The organism is Mycobacterium hackensackense (assembly GCF_025822555.1).
Taxonomy (GTDB): Bacteria; Actinomycetota; Actinomycetes; order Mycobacteriales; family Mycobacteriaceae; genus Mycobacterium; species Mycobacterium fluoranthenivorans.
On sequence record NZ_JACKUC010000030.1, the window covers coordinates 1296785 to 1316179 of the forward strand.

Here is a 19395-nt window from a genome sequence, read left to right on the forward strand (position 1 = left end):
CTGGAGTGACTCCAGTTAGGGGGTACTTTGGGCAAGCGTGAAAGTTTGCTGAGCCGAAGTCTGGGGCGTTCACCCAACCGTGTTGAGAACGTCCGCGGGGACCGGGGTGTCGGCGGCGAGTGCGGCGAACAGCCGACCGGCCGCCTCGCGGTCCCAGATCACCACCGAGCCCGAGTCGCTGCTGGTGAAGTCGCCGATGGGCACCGTCGTGGTCACGGTGTCCCCGTGCAGCGCCCAGCCCAGCCGGGCCAGATCCCAGACATGGCCGCCCTGATCCACGGTGAGTGCCCCGCCGACGGCGTGCGCCATGGGGTACCAGCGCAGTGGATTGAGCAGTACCGCCGGGCTGGCCGCCCGATGCAGCAGGGCCGACATGAAGGCGCGCTGGTGCAGCATCCGGTCCAGGTCGGCCCGGGGCGTGGCCCGGGTACGAACGAAACCGAGCGCACTGCGGCCGTCGAGCTCCTGGCAGCCCGCGGGGAGGTCGATACCGGCCAGTGGGTCGCTGATCGGCTCGGTCGGACACATGGTCACCCCGCCGACGGCGTCGACGAGTTCGGCGAATCCGTCGAAACCCACCTCGGCGTAGTGGTCCAGGTGCAGCCCGGTGGCCTGTTCCACGGTCTGGGTCAACAGCGGTGCGCCGCCGATCGCGAATGCGGCGTTGATCTTGTCCTGGCCGTGGCCGGGGATGTCGACATAGGAGTCGCGAGGCAGCGACACCATGGTGGTGGGTATGCCGGACGCCCACCCACCGATGTGGACCAGCAGGATCGTGTCGGTTCTCCCGTTGCCGATATCGCCGCCCGTCGCCAGCTCGGCCTGTTGCTCCGGGGACAGATTCTGGCGACTGTCGGAACCCACCAGCAGCCAGGTGACGCCCTTGCCGGCGCTCGGCCGGTCCGGGTAATCCGCCAGTGCGGGAATCCGGTGCAGCGTGGTGTCGAACCAGACCGCACCGCCGACGCCGGCGGCCAGCACGGTCAGTATCAGCGCCAGGAGAAGTGCCGCGGCCCGCCGGAGCCGACCGCGGCGGCGTGGCCGGGCCGGTGGGGGCTGCGGCGGTGGCGCGGTTTGTCTCTTGGTTGGGGGCAAGGGTGGTGGCGGCGGTGGTGCCGGACGACGGACCGGCGGCGGCGGTGGGGGTGTCGGCCGCCGGGGTGCCGGTGGTGGCGGTGTCGGCGGAGCGGGGGGCCAGACGGGCGGCGGCCGATGGCCGGGGTCGCGGCGGATGACCTGAGACGGCTCCCGCCGGGGTGGCCGCGGCCTCGGCGGCAGTGGCTCCGGTCCGGGCGGCCGGTCGTCGTTCACAACTGCGAATGTACTGGTCGCGGCCGCATATTCAGCCCAGCCAACTCAAGTGGCCGGCGGCCAGTGAGTAGCCGACGAACGCCACCGTGTCGATCAAGCCGTGCGCGACGATCAGCGGCCACAGCCTGCCGGTGCGCATCCAGACATAACCGAACACGAGCCCCATCACCACATTGCCCAGCCCGGCGCTGTAACCCTGGTACAGGTGATACGTCCCGCGTAGGACCGCGGAGACCGCCAGCGCCGCCATGGGGTTGACCTGAAGCTGGCGCAACCTGGTGATCAGGAAGGCGACCACGATGATCTCTTCGGCCCAGCCGTTGGCGAATGCGAGCGCCAGCAGTACGGGGATGCGCCACCACGTGTCGTAGAGCTGGGCGGGCTCGACGGCGGCGCTCAGGCCCATCGCCCGTGCGGCGACGTACAGCCCGAGCCCCGGCAGCCCGATGAGCGCGGCCAGGGCCAGGCCGCCGGTCACGTCGGGATGCCAGCGGATCCGGCCGAGCCCGATGCTTCTCGGCCCGAAGCCGCTGCGCCACAGCAGGTACAGGCCCAGCGCGCCCCAGGCGAGCAGCTGGAAGACAGCGGCCATGTTGAGGCCGAAGTCGATCAGGTCGAAGGGGGACCGGCGCTGGTTCAGCGCGACATGGCGGCCGGACAGGCCGAGTAGGACCGCTTCGATGAGATCGAGCAGCGCGGTGTAGGCGCTCAGGCCGAAGGTGACCGCAAGGACGACGAGGACCTCGATGCGCAGGGTGCGCCGGGGAAGTTCGGCCGCGGGGTCCAGTCCTGAGGTCACCGCAGACACGGTAACCGCCGCGGCGGTGTGCTCAGATTCGGCGCGCGCGTAGCCCGTTGAGGAACGGGCAGCCCATCAGCACGCGGATGGCCTGGCTCAGGCCGGTGACGTCGTCGACCGGTTTGGCGAACGGCAGCCGCACATCGTGGTCACCGGACTCGTCCTCGACGCGCAGCTGGACGCCGTAGCGATCCAGGCCCAGGGGCCGGACCCGGCCGCTGCGCAGCGTCATCGGCAGGCGCGCCGACAGGCGTTCCACGACGTCGCGGTGCGCCGACTCCAGGTGGCGCAGCCAGCCGGACTCCAGGCCGCAGAACGGGTCGGGCAACGCCTCCAGCAAGGCGCCCACGCCCACCGACTCGGCGCCGGTCGAGTCGGCGACCACCACGGATTCGATCTCCAGGCGAACCAGCGCGTACGCGGTCTCGTCTCCCGCGGAGCCTTCGGTGTTCACCTGCAGCAGAGCGGGATTGGGGTGCTCGGTGGCGATCAGGTCGAGCACTCCCGGGATCTCGCCGGCGGGCACGGTGAACAACCGGCCACGGATCCACACCAGCGAGCGCACCGGTTCGCGGAGCGGCAGCGGTGCGTAATCGGTCATTTCCAGCACGGCCTGCAGCCCGCCCGCGCCGGCGGACACCAGTGAGCCGGCCAGCGGCCCATCGGTGGGGATGGTGACCGCGAACGAGCCGTCGGCGAGTAAGTGGTGCACGGGAGTGGCGACCGGCTCGAGCCCCTCGACCGCCAGCATCGCGCCGCCCGCCCGTGCGCAGGCGCTGCGGATCCGCTCGGCCGTTGTCGGTGCCGCCACCACAGTCGTCATCTGACCACCTTCCATTTAGTGAGGTAAGCCTTACTTAACTACAGGACCGAGGGTGGCGCAAGGTTTTCCTCTCGGCGTACCTGAGTCGCCGCGGCGAGCCACTAGGGTTGAAGCCGTGCCGCGCATCGCCTATCTCGGACCGGAGGGAACGTTCACCGAGGCGGCATTGCTGCAGATGGCGGCCGGTGCACTGGTCCCCGGTGGTGGTGGCGATTTCACTCCGGTGCCGTGTGACAGCCCGCCCGCGGCGCTGGAAGCCGTCCGCGCCGGCGAGGCGTCCTATGCCTGCGTCCCCATCGAGAACTCCATCGAAGGGTCGGTGCTGCCCTCCCTCGACGCCCTGGCCACCGGATCGGCGCTACAGATCTACGCCGAGCACACCCTCGACGTCGCGTTCAGCATCGTGGCCAGGGCCGGTGTGGCGGCCCCTGATGTCGCCACCATCGCGGCCTTCCCGGTCGCGGCCGCCCAGGTTCGGCGGTGGCTGGCCGCCGAACTGCCGCAGGCTGTGGTGGTTCCCGCCCAATCCAATGCCGCGGCCGCCGCCGATGTCGCCGACGGGCGCGCCGACGCCGGGGTCAGCACGGCGCTGGCCGCGCAGCGTTACGGGCTGTCGGTGCTCGCCGCCGGTGTGGTCGACGAACCGAACGCCCGGACCCGGTTCGTGCTGGCCGGCCCGCCCGGGCCGCCACCCGCCCGCACCGGCGCCGATCGCACCTCGGTGGTGCTGAGCCTGGACAACGAACCCGGTGCGCTGGTGGCCGCCATGACCGAGTTCGCGATACGGGGCATCGACCTCACCCGCATCGAATCACGGCCCACCCGAACGGAATTGGGTACCTACAAGTTCTTCCTCGATTGTGTCGGGCATATCGCCGATGACGCCGTCGCCGAGGCGCTCAAGGCGCTGTATCGGCGCTGCGTCGATGTCCGGTATCTGGGTTCCTGGCCGACCGGCGCCGCGGTCGGGGCGAACCCGCCGGGATCGGAGAAGGCACGCGAGGCGACCCGGTGGTTGACGGCACTTCGACAGGGGGAGCGATCGTGAGCGGGCGGCTGGTTCTGGTGCGGCACGGGCAGTCGTTCGGCAATGTCGAAAAACGCCTCGACACCCGCCCGCCCGGTGCCGCGCTCACCGAACTCGGCCACGAACAGGCGCAGACGTTCGCCCGCGACTGGAGCCACCCCGTCGGTCTGGTCGGTCATTCGGTGGCCACCCGGGCCAGGGAGACGGCCGCCGATATCGGTGCCGGCCTGACCCTGACGCCGCACGAGTTCGACGATATCTACGAGGTCCAGGTCGGCGACCTGGAAGACCGCAACGACGAGGCCGCCGTCGCGCAGTTCGACGCGATCTACGAGCGCTGGCAGCTGGGTGATATCGACGCGGCCATGCCCGGCGGGGAGAGCGGCAGGCAGGTTCTTCAGCGCGTCGTCCCCGTGCTCACCAGGCTGCGGATGCGCCACCTCGACGACCACGACTGGCACCACGACATCGTGGTGGTCAGCCACGGCGCGGCGATCCGGCTGGTGGCTGCGGTGCTGGCCGGTGTCGACGGGAAGTTCGCGCTCGATCACCATCTGGCCAACACCGAGAGCGTGGTACTCAGCCCGATCACCGACGGCCGGTGGAGTTGCGTCCAGTGGGGTGCGCTCAGCCCGCCGTTCTACGCGGAGCGCACCCGCGAGGACCCGGTGCCCGACCCGATGGGCTGATCCGCGGCGCAACCGCAACCGAGGACTGCGCAGTCGATGGTCAGGGTGTGCGCGATCTCCGGGACGCCGCAGTCGTCGGTGCATTCGGCCCGCTGGCCGATGTGCAGGATCACCGTGCCGTGGCAGTGTGCGAGACCGCCCGCGCAATCCCGGCATTCAGCACTCATGCGCGATTCCGCCTTCGGCTTCTCGCTGATGCTCATGACCCGTTCATAGCACCGTGCACCGACATCGGTGGGTTCCCACGCGGGATGATCCCCCCGTCGTTTCGCGGTCAGGCCCAGCCCAATTCGTGTAGCCGGTCGTCGTCGATACCGAAGTGGTGGGCCAACTCGTGGACCACGGTGATCGCCACCTCCTCGACCACCTCCTGCTCGGACTCACACATCTGCAGCAGGGCGTCGCGGTAGATGGTGATGGTGTCCGGCAGATAGCCACCGTAGGACGAGTCGCGTTCGGTCAGTGCGACACCCTCGTAGAGGCCCAGCAGATCGGGCTCCTCGGGATGGTGGCCCTCCACCAGGAAGACCACGTTGTCGGCGGCGGCGGCCAGCTCCGGCGGGATCAGGTCCAGTGCATCCGACACCAGTTCGTCGAACCGTTTCCGGTTCATCTGTACCGGCATCGCGCGATTACTGCACCGGTGCGGGCGGCAGCACCGGCTCTGCCGGGCCGGGTGCCGGACCCGCCGGGGCGGGTGCCGCGGGCGCATCTGCGGGAGGCGGCGGACCGTCCAGCGGCGGACCAGCAGGTACCGGCTGATCACCGACCTGATCGGGCGGGGGCGGTCCGTTGAGGAAGGTGTTCCCGGGCGGCACCGGCGCGGCCGTCGACGGCTGAGTGCTCTGGGTGGCGGGCGTCTGGCTCGTCTGGCTCGTCTGGCCGGGCAGGTGCTGGTTGGACTGGGTCTGCTGGGTCGACTGCGTCTGCTGCGAGGACTGGCTGGAGTCAGACGATCCCGAGTACTGGCTCTGGGTCAGGTCGATCGAGGGCAGCGGGATGGCCGGCATGTTCAGCCGCTCGTCGGGGATGTCCGGGGGCGGGACCGGAGGCCGGCCGTTGATCATCAGCGCGCCCTTGGCGCTGTTGAGCAGCGTGGACCAGCCGCCGTTGCCGAGCGTGGTGCCGATGCTGCAGGACACCTGGTGGCTGCCCGCCAGCCAGCTGGGCAGCGAGATGGTGCTGTAGACCAGGGTCAGCGTGGTGGTGCGCAGCTTCAGTGGCGCCAGGTAGTCATCGGTGACCTTGGCGCAGGTGTCCTTGACGTAGGAATCCTGTTCCTGCTCGGGCGGGACGCCGGCGGGGTACTTCTCGGCGAGGTTCACCGCGCCGGTCACCTCGAGGGCGTGGGGGCTCGCGCAGTCGACCGGGACATCGGTGGGCTGGTTGGTGGCGGGGTCGATGCCCAGGCAGGTTCCGGCCGGCCACACCTTGGACTGGTCCACCGCGGCGACCTTGCCCTGGAAGGCCTGCTGCTGATTGTCGGCGCCGGGCAGCTGCAGGCCGCACAGCATCCGGCGTTCGCCGTTCTGCCGCCAAGCCTTCTCCCCGGACCAGAGCAGGCTGACCGCGAACCGGCCGTTCGGGTCGTACTTGTCGCCCAGGTAGCGCTGGACGGCGCTCTGGCACTGCTCCTGGCTGATCTGCTGGATACGGGCCGGCGACGGCGGCGCGGCGTTGGGGCCGTACTCGGTGCCGGGGAAGGCCTTCAGGTCGATGGCCTCGGCGACCTCGAACCGGTGCTCGGTGGTGCAGTCGACGATCTGGGCGGCATCGGGTACCCGGTCGGGCCAGTTCAGGCAGGCGCCGCTGGAGGCGTGGTCGAACGTGCTGTTGGCGCGGGACAGTCCACCGGCGCCCGAGCTCAGGCCGGCCAGCCGGCCACCGGCCGCGGTATCGGGCAGGACGGTGATGACACCGGCGATCATGAGTCCGCCGAGGGCGGTGAGGAGCAGGGCGCGCCGCGTCGGGGTGAGCTGCGCATCCCGCAACCAACCCAGGCGTCGCTGCGGCTGGGTCGGCTCAGCCGTCCCGTCTGGCAGGAACGGCTCCGGGTGTTCGGGTGCGTCCAACATCGGCTCTATTGTGACAGGCGTGTCACGTGCTGTGACAAGTGATGCAGTTGTAAAGTTATGTGGTTGTGGCATGCTGCCCCGGCCGGCGCCGTGCGGCACAGTAGGGTTGCTGCCGTGATCGACCTCAAGCTGCTGCGTGACGAACCCGACCGGGTACGTGCGTCACAACGAGCCCGTGGCGAGGATCCGGGCCTGGTGGACGCGCTGCTGGAAGCGGATACCGCCCGCCGTTCCGCCATCTCTGTCGCGGACAACCTGCGCGCCGAACAGAAGGCGGCGAGCAAGTCGGTGGGCAAGGCCTCCCCGGAGGAGCGCCCCGCCCTGCTGGCGCGGGCCAAGGAGCTCGCCGAGGCCGTCAAGTCCGCCGAAGCGGCCCAGGCTGACGCCGAGGCCACCTTCACCGCCGCCCACCTGGCCGTCGCCAACGTCATCGTCGACGGCGTGCCCGCCGGCGGTGAGGACAACTTCGTCGTGCTGGACGTGGTGGGTGAGCCGCGGACCCTGTCGGATCCCAAGGATCATCTGGAACTCGGTGAGGCACTGGGCCTGATCGACATGGAGCGCGGCGCCAAGGTGTCGGGATCGCGCTTCTACTTCCTGACCGGTCAGGGCGCACTGCTGCAGCTCGGTCTGCTGCAGCTGGCCGTCAAGCTGGCGACCGCCAACGGTTTCACCCTGATGATCCCGCCGGTGCTGGTGCGTCCGGAGGTGATGGCGGGCACCGGATTCCTCGGTTCCCATGCCGACGAGATCTACCGGCTCGAGGAAGACGACCTGTACCTGGTGGGCACCTCCGAGGTGCCGCTGGCGGGCTATCACGCCGACGAGATCCTGGACCTGTCCGAGGGCCCGAAGCGTTATGCCGGATGGTCGTCGTGCTTCCGCCGCGAGGCGGGGAGTTACGGCAAGGACACCCGGGGCATCATCCGCGTGCACCAGTTCGACAAGGTCGAGGCGTTCGTCTACTGCAAGCCGCAGGACGCAGAGGCCGAACATCAGCGGCTGCTGGGCTGGCAGCGCGAGATGCTGGCCGCCATCGAGGTGCCCTACCGTGTGATCGACGTCGCCGCAGGCGATCTCGGCTCCTCGGCTGCGCGCAAGTACGACTGCGAGGCCTGGGTGCCCACCCAGGGGACCTACCGCGAGCTCACCTCCACCTCGAACTGCTCGACGTTCCAGGCCCGCCGGTTGTCCACCCGCTACCGCGACGACGACGGCAAGCCGCAGATCGCCGCGACACTCAACGGCACGCTGGCGACCACCCGCTGGCTGGTCGCCATCCTGGAGAACCATCAGCAGCCCGACGGCAGTGTGCGGGTGCCCGCCGCGCTGGTGCCCTATCTCGGTACGGAGGTCCTGACACCATGATCGAACTCGACGACGCGGAGCTGCGGAACTGGTTCGGCTTCGGAGTGGCGGGCAATTTCGCCGGACACCTCGAACAAGCCGGGGAGGCAGCGGATTTCGTCAACGTCAAGTCCGAGGGCCCAGCCCCCAAGGGCATCTTTCCCTGGTACGCACCGGGATACGACGGCTTCCTGGGCGAGTTCCCGCTGTCGCACGACACGATCGCGTTGCCGGCCAGTGAGACCCCGCTGAACCTCCAGATCGAACCCGAGGTCGGACTGGCGTGTGAGGTGCGCTGGCAGGGCGACACCGTCACCTCGCTCGTGCCGTTCGCGCTCGGCGCGTTCAACGACTGCTCGATCCGGCGGCCCAACGCGCCGAAGATCAGCCACAAGAAGAACTGGGGCCCGGCGTCCAAAGGCGTGGCGCGCGAGTTCTTCGACATCAGCGACCTCACCCCGGACGGCCCGACCGCGACGTTGCGGCTGGTGTGCTACCTCAACACCGCCGACGGACAAGAACACGAGTACGGGGTGGACAGCCCGCTGCTGGGCTACTCCTACTACGGCGAAGTGCTGCTGGACTGGATCACCGAACGGCTGGCCAACCAGAAGGGTTCGCCGGACACCCCGCTGGAGGACGTCGGCGCGCTGATGGTCGCGTCGGGTCACCCCGAGCGGGTGCTCATCGGGATCGGTGCGACGCGCTACACCGCGCTGGGTGAGTCGACGTTCCTGCAGCCCGGCGACGAGGCGGTGGTCCGGGTGTATGACACCGCATCGGATGAGTTCTCCGAACTGCGGCAGAAGGTTTCGGGCAGCAGCTAGTCGCGGCCGAGCAGTTCGTCCAGCACCGCCAGGAACTCCCTGGCCCGCAACGGCGTGAACGCGGGGCTTGGCCGGGTGCCGGGCACGTCGAGCACCACCAGGGTGGACTTGATGGGCCGCCACACGTCCAGGGGGAGCCAGCGGCGCGGGTCGTCCGACGGCCCCCAGATCCGGAACCGGTCGAACGCCAACCCCATGGTCTCGGCTTTGTAACCCCGGATCGACTGCAGTGGAATGATCTTCGATGTACCCGACGGGAAGTGATAGCGGCGCAGCGTCAGAGCCTGGCGATCCAGCTGGATCAGCCCGTCGTCATACGACACCGCCGTCGTCATGATCGTCTCGCACTCCTGAGCTGGTGGCCCTTGGCCGTCAGACAGCGGCCGTTCTCCAGGTTCCACTGCCAGCCGTGCAGATTGCAGGTCAGCGTGGAGCCTTCCACCACACCGAATTTCGACAGGTCGGCCTTGAGGTGCGGACACCGGCGCTGGATCTCCCAGCCGTCCAGCGTGGTCGAGGCGCTGTCGTCATGGGCCTCGGCGAACCAGCCGTCTGCATAGGCGATCCGCTCGTCGGTGAGACACTTGAAGAACGTGTAGAGATACTCGTTGTATCCGCCGACCCGCCAGGCTTTGAACCGGGTGGACAGGAAGATGGTGTTCACCCAGTCGGGTTCGTGATCGCGGACCACGGTACGCACCAACTGGGCCGGTATCTCGAAACCGTAGCGGAACTTCTCATCCGGAACAGGCTCGCGCACAGCGCGTTTGGGGAAGTCGAGAACGACGGTCTCCGGCCCCAGGCGCAGTTCGACGGGGTATCCGATACCGTCGCAGATCTGATCGGACTGGATCATGATCGGTTCGAACAGCGCGCGCAGCGGCTCCAGCAGCGACTCGCCCTCGGCCGGCGCCCACCCCGCCTTCTCGGCGGTCAGCACGGGCGCCATCCGTTGCGCGTAGTCCTCGATGTAGGCGGCCTTACCGGTGGTGAAGATGTTCTCCGGATCTTCGACCGGATGCGTCAGCGAATCCAGTTGGGAGCCGGTGAAATCCGCTACGGAACCGGGGATCATCAGCAGTCCGCCGTCGTGTCCGTGGCTGCGCATCTGGTCCAGGAACACGATCTGATCCGGGAAGATGTTGGCCGGGTCGCCGTGATCGTCGTTGAGATCCCGCAATTCCGGATCCAGGAAACAGGGTGGCCCTGCCGAGGGCACCACCCAGGTCGCCCCGACCTGGGCGATGTACTGGCGGCAACGGTCCATCTGACGCTGCCGCTTCTGGATGCCGAACGCCTCCTTGGCCCGGGCCGGCATGTCGTAGACCATCGGGTACCAGATGGCGCCGGAGTACTGCAGCATGTGCACGTCGATATGGCCGAACTGGGCCAGGACGTCCAACTCCACCGGCCGGGCGTCGTTCATGTTGAAAACCGTCGTGACGCCGTCCGACACCACCAGGCCCGAGTCCCCGATCGGGCCGTCGGCGGGGGCCCGCAGCGCGATGATCATCACGTCCAGGTCACCCTTGGGGCCGGTCACGGTGTGCTTCACCGAATCGGTGGTCTCGACGAAGGTGTGGAAACCGAGGGCCTCCAGTTCGCGGCGCAGATCCGGCACCGGGAAGTCGGGCAACAGCACCACCGCGTCCTTGTTGACGTGGTCGCGTAGGTTGACCGGGTCGAAATGGTCTTTGTGCAGGTGGCTGACGTAGAGGTAGTCGCAGTCCCCGAGCGCGTCCCAGTCCAGGGCGCTGTTGTCGGGGAACGGGAACCAGGAGGCGAAGTACGCCGGATTGACCCAGGGGTCGCACAAGATGCTGCCTGCTGCCGTGTCAATCCGGAAGCCCGCGTGCCCCACGTTCGTGACCTGCACAAATACCCTTTCGCATGGTTGCCGTCGTGCCATATCAGGGTAACCGGCGCACCGCGGCCCGCGCGCCAGAGACCAAGGCGCATGAACACCGGTGGCGACCGGCACTAGGCTGTCCAGTGTGGAGCCGGTATACGGAACTGTCATCCAAGCCGCCCGCCTCATCTGGCGGTTACAGGGCCTGAAGTTCACCGTGACCGGGGTCGAACACCTCCCGGTGACCGGCGGCGCGGTCATCGCGATCAACCACACCAGCTATTTCGATTTCACCTTTGCCGGGTTACCCGCCTACCTGCAGCACCGCGGCCGCAAAGTCCGGTTCATGGCCAAGAAGGAAGTCTTCGACTCCAAGGTCAGCGGCCCGATCATGCGCAGCCTGCGCCATATCGAGGTGGACCGGGACAGCGGTGCCGACTCGTTCACCGCCGCCTGCCAGGCCCTCAAGGCCGGCGAACTGGTCGGGGTGTACCCCGAGGCCACCATCAGCCGCAGTTTCGAGATCAAGGACTTCAAGTCGGGCGCCGCCCGGATGGCCATCGCGGCGGACGTGCCGATCATCCCGCATATCGTCTGGGGTGCTCAGCGCATCTGGACCAAGGGGCACCCGAAGAAGATGTGGCGGCCCAAGGTGCCCATCACCGTGGCCGTCGGTGAACCCATCTACCCGACATTGCCGGCCGCCGAGCTGACCGCTCTGCTGCACTCCCGGATGCAGCATCTGCTGGAGCGGGTACAGGACTCCTACGGGGAGCATCCGGCCGGAGAGTTCTGGGTGCCGCACCGTCTCGGTGGCGGCGCGCCGACGCTGGCCGAGGCCAACCGGATGGACGCCGAAGAGGCAGCGGAGAAGGCGGCCCGACGGGCCCAGCGCGCCGGTGAGGCGCCGGAGTAGCGCCTATGGAGCCGGTCTTTCGTTCCCTCGAAATCGCAGGGAAGACGGCGATGCGCGTCACCGGCACCAGGCTGGACTTCCAGGGGCTGGAGCACCTTCCCGGCACGGGTGGCGCGGTCGTCGCGATCAACCACACCAGCTATGTCGACTTCCTGCCGGCAGCCCTGGCCGCGACAGCCCGCAAGCGGCGGATGCGGTTCATGATCAAGGCCGAGATGCAGGACGTGCGGGGCGTCAACTTCCTGATCAAGCACGCGGGCACCATCCCGGTGGACCGCAGTGCCGGCGGTGAGGCGTACCCGGTGGCCGTCGCGCGGCTGCGCGCCGGTGAGCTCGTCGGGGTGTATCCGGAGGCCACCATCAGCCGTAGCTTCGAGCTGAAGGACTTCAAGACCGGGGCGGCTCGGATGGCCCTCGACGCCCAGGTGCCGATCGTTCCGCTGGTCGTGTGGGGCGTGCATCGGATATGGACAAAGGATCATCCGAAGGCTTTGGGCCGCAACAAGATTCCGGTGACGGTGGCGCTCGGCCCGGCGCTGCCCGCCGAGGGGGGCGTGGACCGGCTGATGGCCGAGCTGCGCCAGGCCATGGGGGCACTGCTCTACAAGGTGCAGGACGCCTACCCGCAGCCCCCGGGGGCATACTGGGTGCCCCGTCGCCTCGGCGGCGGGGCGCCGACACCTGAGGAGGCCAAGCGCCTCGACGAGGCCGAGCTCGCCGAGCGCGGCCGTAAACAGCTGGGGAACCACTGAATGCTGCCTACCCTGATCGCCACGGATGTCGACGGCACGCTGCTCGACGCAGACGAACACGTCACCGCCCGGACGCGGGCCGCGGTACATGCCGCGGTCGACGCCGGAACCCATTTCGTGCTGGCCACCGGCCGTCCACCGCGATGGGTGCCCCCGGTGGTGGAGGAACTGGGCTTTGCGCCGATGGCCGTCTGCGCCAACGGCGCGGTGATCTACGACTCCGCCACCGACCGGATCGTGTCGGCGCGCACCCTGTCCGCGGAACTGCTCACGACACTGGCCGATATCGCCACCCGGGTCATTCCGGGTGCCGGGCTGGCCGTGGAGCGGGTGGGGCGCAGCGCGCACGACGCGGCCACCCCGCAGTTCGTCAGCTCACCCGGGTACGAGCATGCGTGGCTGAATCCGGACAACACCGAGGTGTCGCTCGAGGACCTGCTCAGCGCGCCCGCGGTGAAGCTGCTGATTCGCAAGGCCGGCGCGCGCAGTGCGGATATGGCCGCGGCGCTGGCCCCGCATATCGGGATCGAGGGCGATCTGACCTACTCGACCAACAACGGCCTGATCGAGGTGATGCCGATCGGCATCAGCAAGGCCTCGGGTATCGAAGAGGTGGCCCGGCCCCTGGGGATCGCCGCCGAGGACGCGGTGACCTTCGGCGATATGCCCAACGATGTGCCGATGCTGCGCTGGGCGGGACTCGGTGTGGCCATGGGCAACGCGCATCCCGATGCGCTGGCTGCCGCCAACGAGATCACCACCACGAATGCCGATGACGGGGTGGCGCGGGTGCTCGAACGCTGGTGGATGTAGCCGGGGCGAGCGAGCTCAGCGCGGGTCGATCGGAGTGAACCGCTCCATCTGAATCGGTGAGTGGTTCGGTGTGGGCAGCTTCAGCGGAACGCCGTCGGTGACCCGGGTGACGGCGCCGGTCTCGCGGTCGAAGTTCAACGTCCCGTGCTGGAAGTTCTGCACGATCCACTGCGGTTCGTTGATCTCACCGCTGGTGGGCAGTCCGAGCGCGCCGCGCTCGAAACCCAGTGCACCCCAGGCGTCGTAGATGGCCCCGGTCACGGGCTGTGCGCCGCTGACCGGTGACCAGTACATGGCTCCCCGGTCGAAGGTCACATAGCGGGCATCGCCGTTGCCGGCGGCTTCCGGTGAGGTGGGCATGCCGAGCGGCCCCTTGTCCGCGCCCATCGCCTGCCATTTGGCGAAGATTGCCCCGCCGCGCAGGGTGTCGACCAGGTCGGCGGGGCCGGCGGGCCGGTTGAACCGCGCGGCGATATCGCGCAGCACGGGCATCAGGGCGTACGCGGCGTTACCCGGGCAGTCGGTGTTGCCGACATCGCGATGGGTGAAGATCGTGGGCAGGTTCTCCACGGCACCCGCCGCGAACTTGGTGAAGTCGCCGCCGGCCGAGGTCAGCGTCACGGTGCCGAGCGGGTCGACGTGATCGAGCCCGAGTCGCCAGCCCAGCAGGCGGCCCACGGTCCGCAACTGAATCGGGGTCGGCGGTACGACGTCGAAATCGCCGAGCATCGCCACACCCCAGGTGTCGGTGTTGAACCCGCCGGTGTGTGCGCCCTGGACGGGCCGGTCCATTCCGCCTGCGCGGCCCTCGAACACCTGCCCGTACTTGTCGACCAGCGCGTTGTAGGCGATATCGCACCAGCCCAGCGTGCGGGCGTGGTACTCGTAGATGGACCGGACGATGGCCGCGGAATCCTCGGGGAGATAGTCGTTGCTGCCGGCGGTGTGATGCACCACGCCGGCGCGCACGCCCTGGTCGTAGATGGGGGCGCCGCATTTCATCGATTCGTCGGCACCCCACTGCGCGCGACTGATGATGTTCGGCGGCTGGCCGGGGATGGTCGCGGCCGCCGCCGGCGGGTTGAACTGCACGTCGATGGGCGCTTTGGGCGGGCTGATCAGGACCGCGTTGACGTTCTGCGGCAGTGGTTGCTCGACATTGACCGGGATGTAGCCGAGGCCGGCGTGGGTGGCCGGCGGCGCGGCCGGCTGCCGGCGCACCGCGATCTGCACGGTGGTGGTGCGGCCGACGAACACCGGTTCGGTGCCGTGGGTGGTCTTGTCCTGTGGCCCGACGCCGTCCAGGGCCTCGGCGTCGTACCAGGGCCCCCATGAGCCATCCGGTTGTCTGGCCCGCACGCGCGCGGTGGTGCCGTCCAGGTCGTCGGCGGTGATGGCGACCATGGAGAACGGGGTGTCCTGGTGTACCTCCCGGATGGTCTCACCGGCCGAGTCGCCCGTGCCCAGCCCGCCCAGTGGCTGCTGGCTGATGACGACAGGGGGCGGACCGGGATTCTCGGGGACGCCGTTGACCGCCCACGGCAGGATGACCACCGTGCCCACGACTGCCGATAACAGCAGCGAAGGTGCAGGACGACGACGCGACACGTCCCGAATGTTACGTATGAGTCCAGTGTTACCAGAGTTTCGACACGATACGAATTCCGCTCACCACACAACGGCACCGCAGAGCCGGGAAGGCTTCTGCGGTGCCGTTCGGTGACAGGCTTGTACGGGTCAGGCGCCGGCGCCCGAGGCGACCTGGGCAATGGCTGCCGGAGCCGCGGTCAGGGCCGGGGCCGCAGCTGCGGCGGGAGCGGCTGCCGCGGCGGCCGGGGCCGCCTGCTTGATGGCCGACTGGATGGCCGGCATCACCATGCCCTTGAGCAGGTCGATGGCCTGGCCGGCACCGAGCTGATTCGCCGCACTGCTGAGGTCGCCGATCAGCCCGCCGCTTCCGCTGGCTGCGGCCGGGGCGCCGAGGCCGAGGCCCGGATCGCCGCCCAGGATCGGGTAGGTGCCCGCCGCGGGGTCCAATCCGATCGGTGCCGAGATCGGCACCTCACCCGGAACGCCGAGGCCGGTGGCCCCCAGGCCGGTCGTGCCCAGACCGGTGGTGCCCAGACCCGCGGGGCTGGCCAGGCTCGGCGACGTGAGGCCCGGGGTCGCGCCGGTCAGGGCCGGGTTGGTGTTGAGCGGATCGGTGAGCGAGGTGGGGCTCAGCGACGGGGTGGTCGCATTGATCGGCGGCACACTGAGCCCGGGAGCCAGCGGCGAGGTCGACCCCGCCGCGGGCACACCCAGGCCGGTGGCTCCCGCGGGTGACGTGAGACCGGGGGTGCTGAGGCCGGCGGTGCCAAGCCCGGGTGACAACGGCGAGGTCAGACCGGTGGCGCCCAGGCCGGGTGAGGTCAGCGTCGGGCTCGCTGCCGGTGAGCCGGTCAGCATGCCGGTCGGCATCGGAGGCAGGTTGATCCCGAACTGTGACAGGCCCTGGGACAGGGCTGACATCAGCTCGCCCGGGAGGTCGGTGACCAGGGCGGCCTGGACGAACTGCCGATGCTGGGGCTGATCGTTCTTGGCGGGTAGTTCTGAGAGTGCAGCAATGGCAACTGGACTTGCGACGGCCAGGGCGGCGACTGCGCTCATGGCTGTCGAGAGCTTGCGTCGACGTCGGTTCGGCACGGAAGTCTCCTCAATACATGGACTACGTGTGAGCGGTGTGTGTTCGGTGCAGCGTCGGCGACGTTCCCTTTCTGAAGGTCCTGTGCCTTGCCATCAGCTCCGAAAACGTCGTCTTCCAACGTGATCGATGGTACTGGTGTGACTACTGGGTCTAGAGTGACGATATTGAATTGTGAGCGAATTGCGACCTGCCGCGAATGTGGGCGCGGCCGCCTCACCGGGCCTCCCCGCGCCCGCGCCGTCACACGTTTCGGGCGGCCGAGGGCCGGTCGGATACCCTTGCTGCCGATGACCGATCAATCTGCCCGGGTCGATGCACGCCCTTCCACCGGTCGTTACGACCTCCTCGTTGTGGGTTCGGGCTTCTTCGGCCTCACCATCGCCGAACGCGCCGCGACACAACTGGACAAGCGGGTCCTGGTGGTCGAACGCCGGTCCCATCTCGGCGGTAACGCCTATTCGGAGCCCGAACCGGAGACCGGTATCGAGATCCACAAATACGGGGCCCACCTCTTCCACACCAGCAACAAGCGGGTGTGGGACTACGTGCGGCAGTTCACCGACTTCACGGGCTACCAGCACCGGGTGTTCGCGCTGCACAAGGGCCAGGCCTACCAGTTCCCGCTGGGTCTGGGGCTGGTGTCGCAGTTCTTCGGCCGGTACTTCTCCCCGGACGAGGCCCGCGCCCTGATCGCCGAACAGGCCGCCGAGATCAAGACCGAGGATGCGCAGAACCTCGAAGAGAAGGCCATCTCGCTGATCGGCCGCCCGCTCTATGAGGCGTTCGTCAAGGGTTACACCGCCAAGCAGTGGCAGACCGATCCCGCCGAGCTCCCCGCCGCGGTGATCAACCGGCTGCCCATGCGCTACACCTTCGACAACCGCTACTTCAACGACACCTACGAGGGCCTGCCCGCCGACGGCTACACGGCCTGGCTGAAGAAGATGGCCGCCGACGACCGGATCGAGGTGCGGCTGGACACCGACTGGTTCGACGTCCGTGAAGAACTCCGCGCTGAGTCCCCACAGGCGCCGGTGGTGTACACCGGCCCCCTGGACCGCTACTTCGACTATGCCGACGGCCGGCTCGGCTGGCGCACGCTCGATTTCGAGACCGAGGTGCTGCCGACCGGAGATTTCCAGGGCACGCCCGTCATGAACTACAACGACATCGACGTGCCGTTCACCCGCATCCACGAGTTCCGGCACTTCCATCCCGAACGCGACTACCCGACCGACAAGACGGTCATCATGCGGGAGTACTCCCGCTTCGCCGAGAACGACGACGAACCGTACTACCCGATCAACACCGAAGCCGACCGGGCGTTACTGGCCGGCTATCGCGACCGGGCCCGGGCCGAAACCGCGACCGCCGCGGTGCTGTTCGGTGGTCGCCTGGGCACCTATCAGTACCTCGACATGCACATGGCCATCGCCAGTGCGCTGAACATGTACGACAACATCCTGGCTCCGCACCTGCGCGACGGCGCGCCGCTGCCGGCCTCAGACGAAAGCAGTACAGCATGAGCGACATCCCCTCCGGTGCACTCGACGGCGCCGAGTCGCGGGCGGTCAGCCTGCTCTCGCGGGTGATCCTGCCGCGGCCCGGTGAACCACTCGATGTGCGCAAGCTCTACATCGAGGAGTCGGCCACCAACGCGCGCCGGGCGCACGCCCCGACCCGCACCACGCTGGAGATCGGCGCCGAATCGGAGGTGTCGTTCGCCACCTACTTCAACGCCTTCCCGGCCAGTTACTGGCGGCGCTGGTCGATCCTGGAGTCGGTGGTGTTGCGGGTCGAGATCACCGGCAGCGCCCGCATCGACCTGTACCGGTCCAAGGCGACCGGTGCGCGAATCACGGTGGGCGGCACGGAGATATCCGACAGCGGCGGTCCGACCCCGGCCGTGGCCGAATTCGAGATCGAACTAGACCCGTTCGAGGATGGCGGCTGGATCTGGTTCGACATCACCACCGACACCGCGGTGACGGTGCGCAGTGCGGGCTGGTTCGCCCCGGTGCCGGCACCCGGGAGGGCCGATATCGCCCTGGGGATCCCGACCTTCAACCGGCCGTCGGACTGTGTCAACGCCTTGGCGGCGCTCACCTCGGATCCGTTGGTGGATCAGGTGATCAGCGCGGTCATCGTCACCGACCAGGGCACCAAGAAGGCGGTGGACCATCCCGGATTCGCCGCGGCGGCCGCGCCGCTGGGGGACCGGCTCTCGATCTACAACCAGCCCAACCTGGGCGGGTCCGGTGGCTACAGCCGGGTGATGTACGAGGCGCTGCACCACACCGACTGCGAACAGATCCTGTTCATGGACGACGACATCCGGATCGAACCGGATTCGATCCTGCGGGCACTGGCGCTGAGCCGGTTCGCCAAGGTGCCGACACTCATCGGCGGGCAGATGCTCAACCTGCAGGAGCCCTCGCACCTGCACGTGATGGGCGAGATGGTGGACGCGACGAATTTCATGTGGACCGGCGCGGTCAACACCGAATACGACCACAACTTCGCCAAGTACCCGCTCAACGACGAAGAGGCCTACCGCAGCCGGCTGCTGCACCGCCGTATCGATGTCGACTACAACGGCTGGTGGATGTGCATGATCCCGCGCAAGGTCGCCGAGGAACTCGGCCAGCCGCTGCCGCTGTTCATCAAGTGGGACGACGCCGATTACGGCCTGCGCGCCGGTGAGCACGGCTACCCGACCGTCACGCTGCCGGGTGCGGCCATCTGGCATATGGCGTGGAGCGACAAGGACGACGCCATCGACTGGCAGGCCTACTTCCACCTGCGCAACCGGCTGGTGGTGGCGGCGCTGCACTGGGACGGCGATATCAAGGGACTGCTCGCCAGCCATCTCAAGGCGACGTTCAAACACCTTCTCTGCCTTGAATATTCGACCGTGGCCATCCAGAACAAGGCAATGGACGACTTCCTGGCCGGCCCCGAGCACATCTTCTCCATCCTGGAGTCCGCGCTGCCCGACGTCCGCGCGATGCGCCAGCAATTCCCCGACGCGGTGGTGTTGCCGAGTGCCACCACGCTGCCCACCCCCTCGGACAAGAAGTGGCGCAAGAAGGTGGCGATCCCCACCAGCCCGCTGTCGATCTCGTGGCGGCTGGCCCGCGGGGTGATGCACCAGCTCAAGGCGCACGACCCGGCGCATCACGTCCGTCCGCAGGTCAACGTCGCCACCCAGGACGCCCGCTGGTTCTCGCTGTGCAAGGTCGACGGTGTCACGGTCACCACCGCCGACGGCCGCGGTGTGGTGTACCGGCAGCGGGACCGCGAGAAGATGTTCGAGCTGCTGCGCGAGTCGGTGAAGCGCCAGACGCTGCTGGCCCGCAAGTTCAACCGGATGCGCAAGGTGTACCGCGCCGCGCTGCCGGAACTGACCAGCACCCAGCGGTGGGAGAACGTGCTGCTGGCCTCCGCACCGGACCCCGCTCCGTCCCTGGAAAAGGCCTGA

19 protein-coding genes are annotated in these 19395 nt (G+C 68.4%); 9 read left to right on the forward strand and 10 right to left on the reverse strand.

The genetic code is table 11. From position 1 onward, the window contains the following. Positions 1-69: 69 nt before the first annotated feature. The 3 genes from H7J86_RS15690 to H7J86_RS15705 all read right to left on the reverse strand — a co-directional run bounded on the left by H7J86_RS15690 (position 70) and on the right by H7J86_RS15705 (position 2933). On the reverse strand, positions 70-1278 hold the full coding sequence (locus H7J86_RS15690) for an LCP family protein (protein ID WP_276065472.1): 1209 nt from the start codon (positions 1276-1278) through the stop codon (positions 70-72). A gap of 64 nt (positions 1279-1342) precedes the next feature. Beyond that, positions 1343-2110, reverse strand: coding sequence for a CPBP family intramembrane glutamic endopeptidase (locus H7J86_RS15700; RefSeq protein WP_090362227.1), 768 nt, complete (start codon positions 2108-2110; stop codon positions 1343-1345). Positions 2111-2141: 31 nt separating this feature from the next. Next, positions 2142-2933 (reverse strand): DUF2470 domain-containing protein, encoded by a 792-nt coding sequence (locus H7J86_RS15705; RefSeq protein ID WP_187097321.1) that lies wholly within the window; start codon positions 2931-2933, stop codon positions 2142-2144. A gap of 115 nt (positions 2934-3048) precedes the next feature. Here H7J86_RS15705 and pheA point away from each other — a divergent pair, with 115 nt between their 5' ends. Together pheA and H7J86_RS15715 are read left to right on the forward strand one after the other, a co-directional pair. Beyond that, entirely contained in the window at positions 3049-3981 is a 933-nt protein-coding gene (gene pheA / locus H7J86_RS15710) for a prephenate dehydratase (protein ID WP_187097320.1), read from the forward strand. Beyond that, the gene (locus H7J86_RS15715; RefSeq protein ID WP_090361985.1) at positions 3978-4649 is read left to right on the forward strand and encodes a histidine phosphatase family protein; all 672 of its coding nucleotides are present in this window, start codon (positions 3978-3980) and stop codon (positions 4647-4649) included. The genes pheA and H7J86_RS15715 overlap by 4 nt, the downstream gene beginning before the upstream one ends. Here H7J86_RS15715 and H7J86_RS15720 read toward each other — a convergent pair. The 3 genes from H7J86_RS15720 to H7J86_RS15730 all read right to left on the reverse strand — a co-directional run bounded on the left by H7J86_RS15720 (position 4601) and on the right by H7J86_RS15730 (position 6724). After that, entirely contained in the window at positions 4601-4852 is a 252-nt protein-coding gene (locus H7J86_RS15720; protein WP_308204844.1) for a hypothetical protein, read from the reverse strand. The genes H7J86_RS15715 and H7J86_RS15720 overlap by 49 nt on opposite strands. Before the next feature lie 71 nt (positions 4853-4923). After that, positions 4924-5274: a metallopeptidase family protein gene (locus H7J86_RS15725; protein WP_090361982.1), complete on the reverse strand. Its 351-nt coding sequence runs from the start codon at positions 5272-5274 to the stop codon at positions 4924-4926. 7 nt (positions 5275-5281) lie between these two features. Further along, positions 5282-6724 (reverse strand): septum formation family protein, encoded by a 1443-nt coding sequence (locus H7J86_RS15730; RefSeq protein WP_267291982.1) that lies wholly within the window; start codon positions 6722-6724, stop codon positions 5282-5284. A 114-nt stretch (positions 6725-6838) separates the two neighbouring features. Between H7J86_RS15730 and serS the strand changes: the two genes are divergently transcribed. Both serS and H7J86_RS15740 read left to right on the forward strand, forming a co-directional pair. Continuing rightward, the gene (gene serS, locus H7J86_RS15735; protein WP_090361977.1) at positions 6839-8092 is read left to right on the forward strand and encodes a serine--tRNA ligase; all 1254 of its coding nucleotides are present in this window, start codon (positions 6839-6841) and stop codon (positions 8090-8092) included. Next, entirely contained in the window at positions 8089-8898 is an 810-nt protein-coding gene (locus H7J86_RS15740; protein WP_187097317.1) for a DUF5718 family protein, read from the forward strand. Before serS ends, H7J86_RS15740 begins: the two co-directional genes overlap by 4 nt. Here H7J86_RS15740 and H7J86_RS15745 read toward each other — a convergent pair. Beyond that, positions 8895-9233 carry a hypothetical protein gene (locus tag H7J86_RS15745; RefSeq protein ID WP_090361973.1) on the reverse strand — a complete coding sequence of 113 codons (339 nt, stop codon included), beginning with the start codon at positions 9231-9233 and terminating at the stop codon, positions 8895-8897. The two genes, H7J86_RS15740 and H7J86_RS15745, sit on opposite strands and share 4 nt — an antisense overlap. Continuing rightward, complete coding sequence (locus tag H7J86_RS15750; RefSeq protein ID WP_187097316.1) at positions 9230-10774, reverse strand: MBL fold metallo-hydrolase; 1545 nt, start codon at positions 10772-10774, stop codon at positions 9230-9232. The genes H7J86_RS15745 and H7J86_RS15750 overlap by 4 nt, the downstream gene beginning before the upstream one ends. A gap of 118 nt (positions 10775-10892) precedes the next feature. On the opposite strand from H7J86_RS15750, the gene H7J86_RS15755 reads away from it, so the two are divergent. The 3 genes from H7J86_RS15755 to H7J86_RS15765 are packed head-to-tail and all read left to right on the forward strand — an operon-like array spanning position 10893 to position 13228. Then, positions 10893-11663 (forward strand): lysophospholipid acyltransferase family protein, encoded by a 771-nt coding sequence (locus tag H7J86_RS15755; RefSeq protein WP_090361967.1) that lies wholly within the window; start codon positions 10893-10895, stop codon positions 11661-11663. 5 nt (positions 11664-11668) lie between these two features. After that, positions 11669-12415, forward strand: coding sequence for a lysophospholipid acyltransferase family protein (locus H7J86_RS15760; protein WP_090361965.1), 747 nt, complete (start codon positions 11669-11671; stop codon positions 12413-12415). Beyond that, positions 12416-13228 carry an HAD family hydrolase gene (locus H7J86_RS15765; protein ID WP_090361962.1) on the forward strand — a complete coding sequence of 271 codons (813 nt, stop codon included), beginning with the start codon at positions 12416-12418 and terminating at the stop codon, positions 13226-13228. It abuts the gene before it with no gap. A 15-nt stretch (positions 13229-13243) separates the two neighbouring features. Here H7J86_RS15765 and H7J86_RS15770 read toward each other — a convergent pair whose 3' ends face one another. Then, positions 13244-14836: an N-acetylmuramoyl-L-alanine amidase gene (locus tag H7J86_RS15770; protein ID WP_090361959.1), complete on the reverse strand. Its 1593-nt coding sequence runs from the start codon at positions 14834-14836 to the stop codon at positions 13244-13246. A gap of 129 nt (positions 14837-14965) precedes the next feature. Then, positions 14966-15913 (reverse strand): hypothetical protein, encoded by a 948-nt coding sequence (locus tag H7J86_RS15775; protein WP_267291984.1) that lies wholly within the window; start codon positions 15911-15913, stop codon positions 14966-14968. A gap of 288 nt (positions 15914-16201) precedes the next feature. Here H7J86_RS15775 and glf point away from each other — a divergent pair, with 288 nt between their 5' ends. Both glf and H7J86_RS15785 read left to right on the forward strand, forming a co-directional pair. Beyond that, positions 16202-17440: a UDP-galactopyranose mutase gene (gene glf, locus H7J86_RS15780; RefSeq protein WP_187097313.1), complete on the forward strand. Its 1239-nt coding sequence runs from the start codon at positions 16202-16204 to the stop codon at positions 17438-17440. Beyond that, positions 17437-19395, forward strand: coding sequence for a glycosyltransferase (locus tag H7J86_RS15785; RefSeq protein WP_267291986.1), 1959 nt, complete (start codon positions 17437-17439; stop codon positions 19393-19395). Before glf ends, H7J86_RS15785 begins: the two co-directional genes overlap by 4 nt.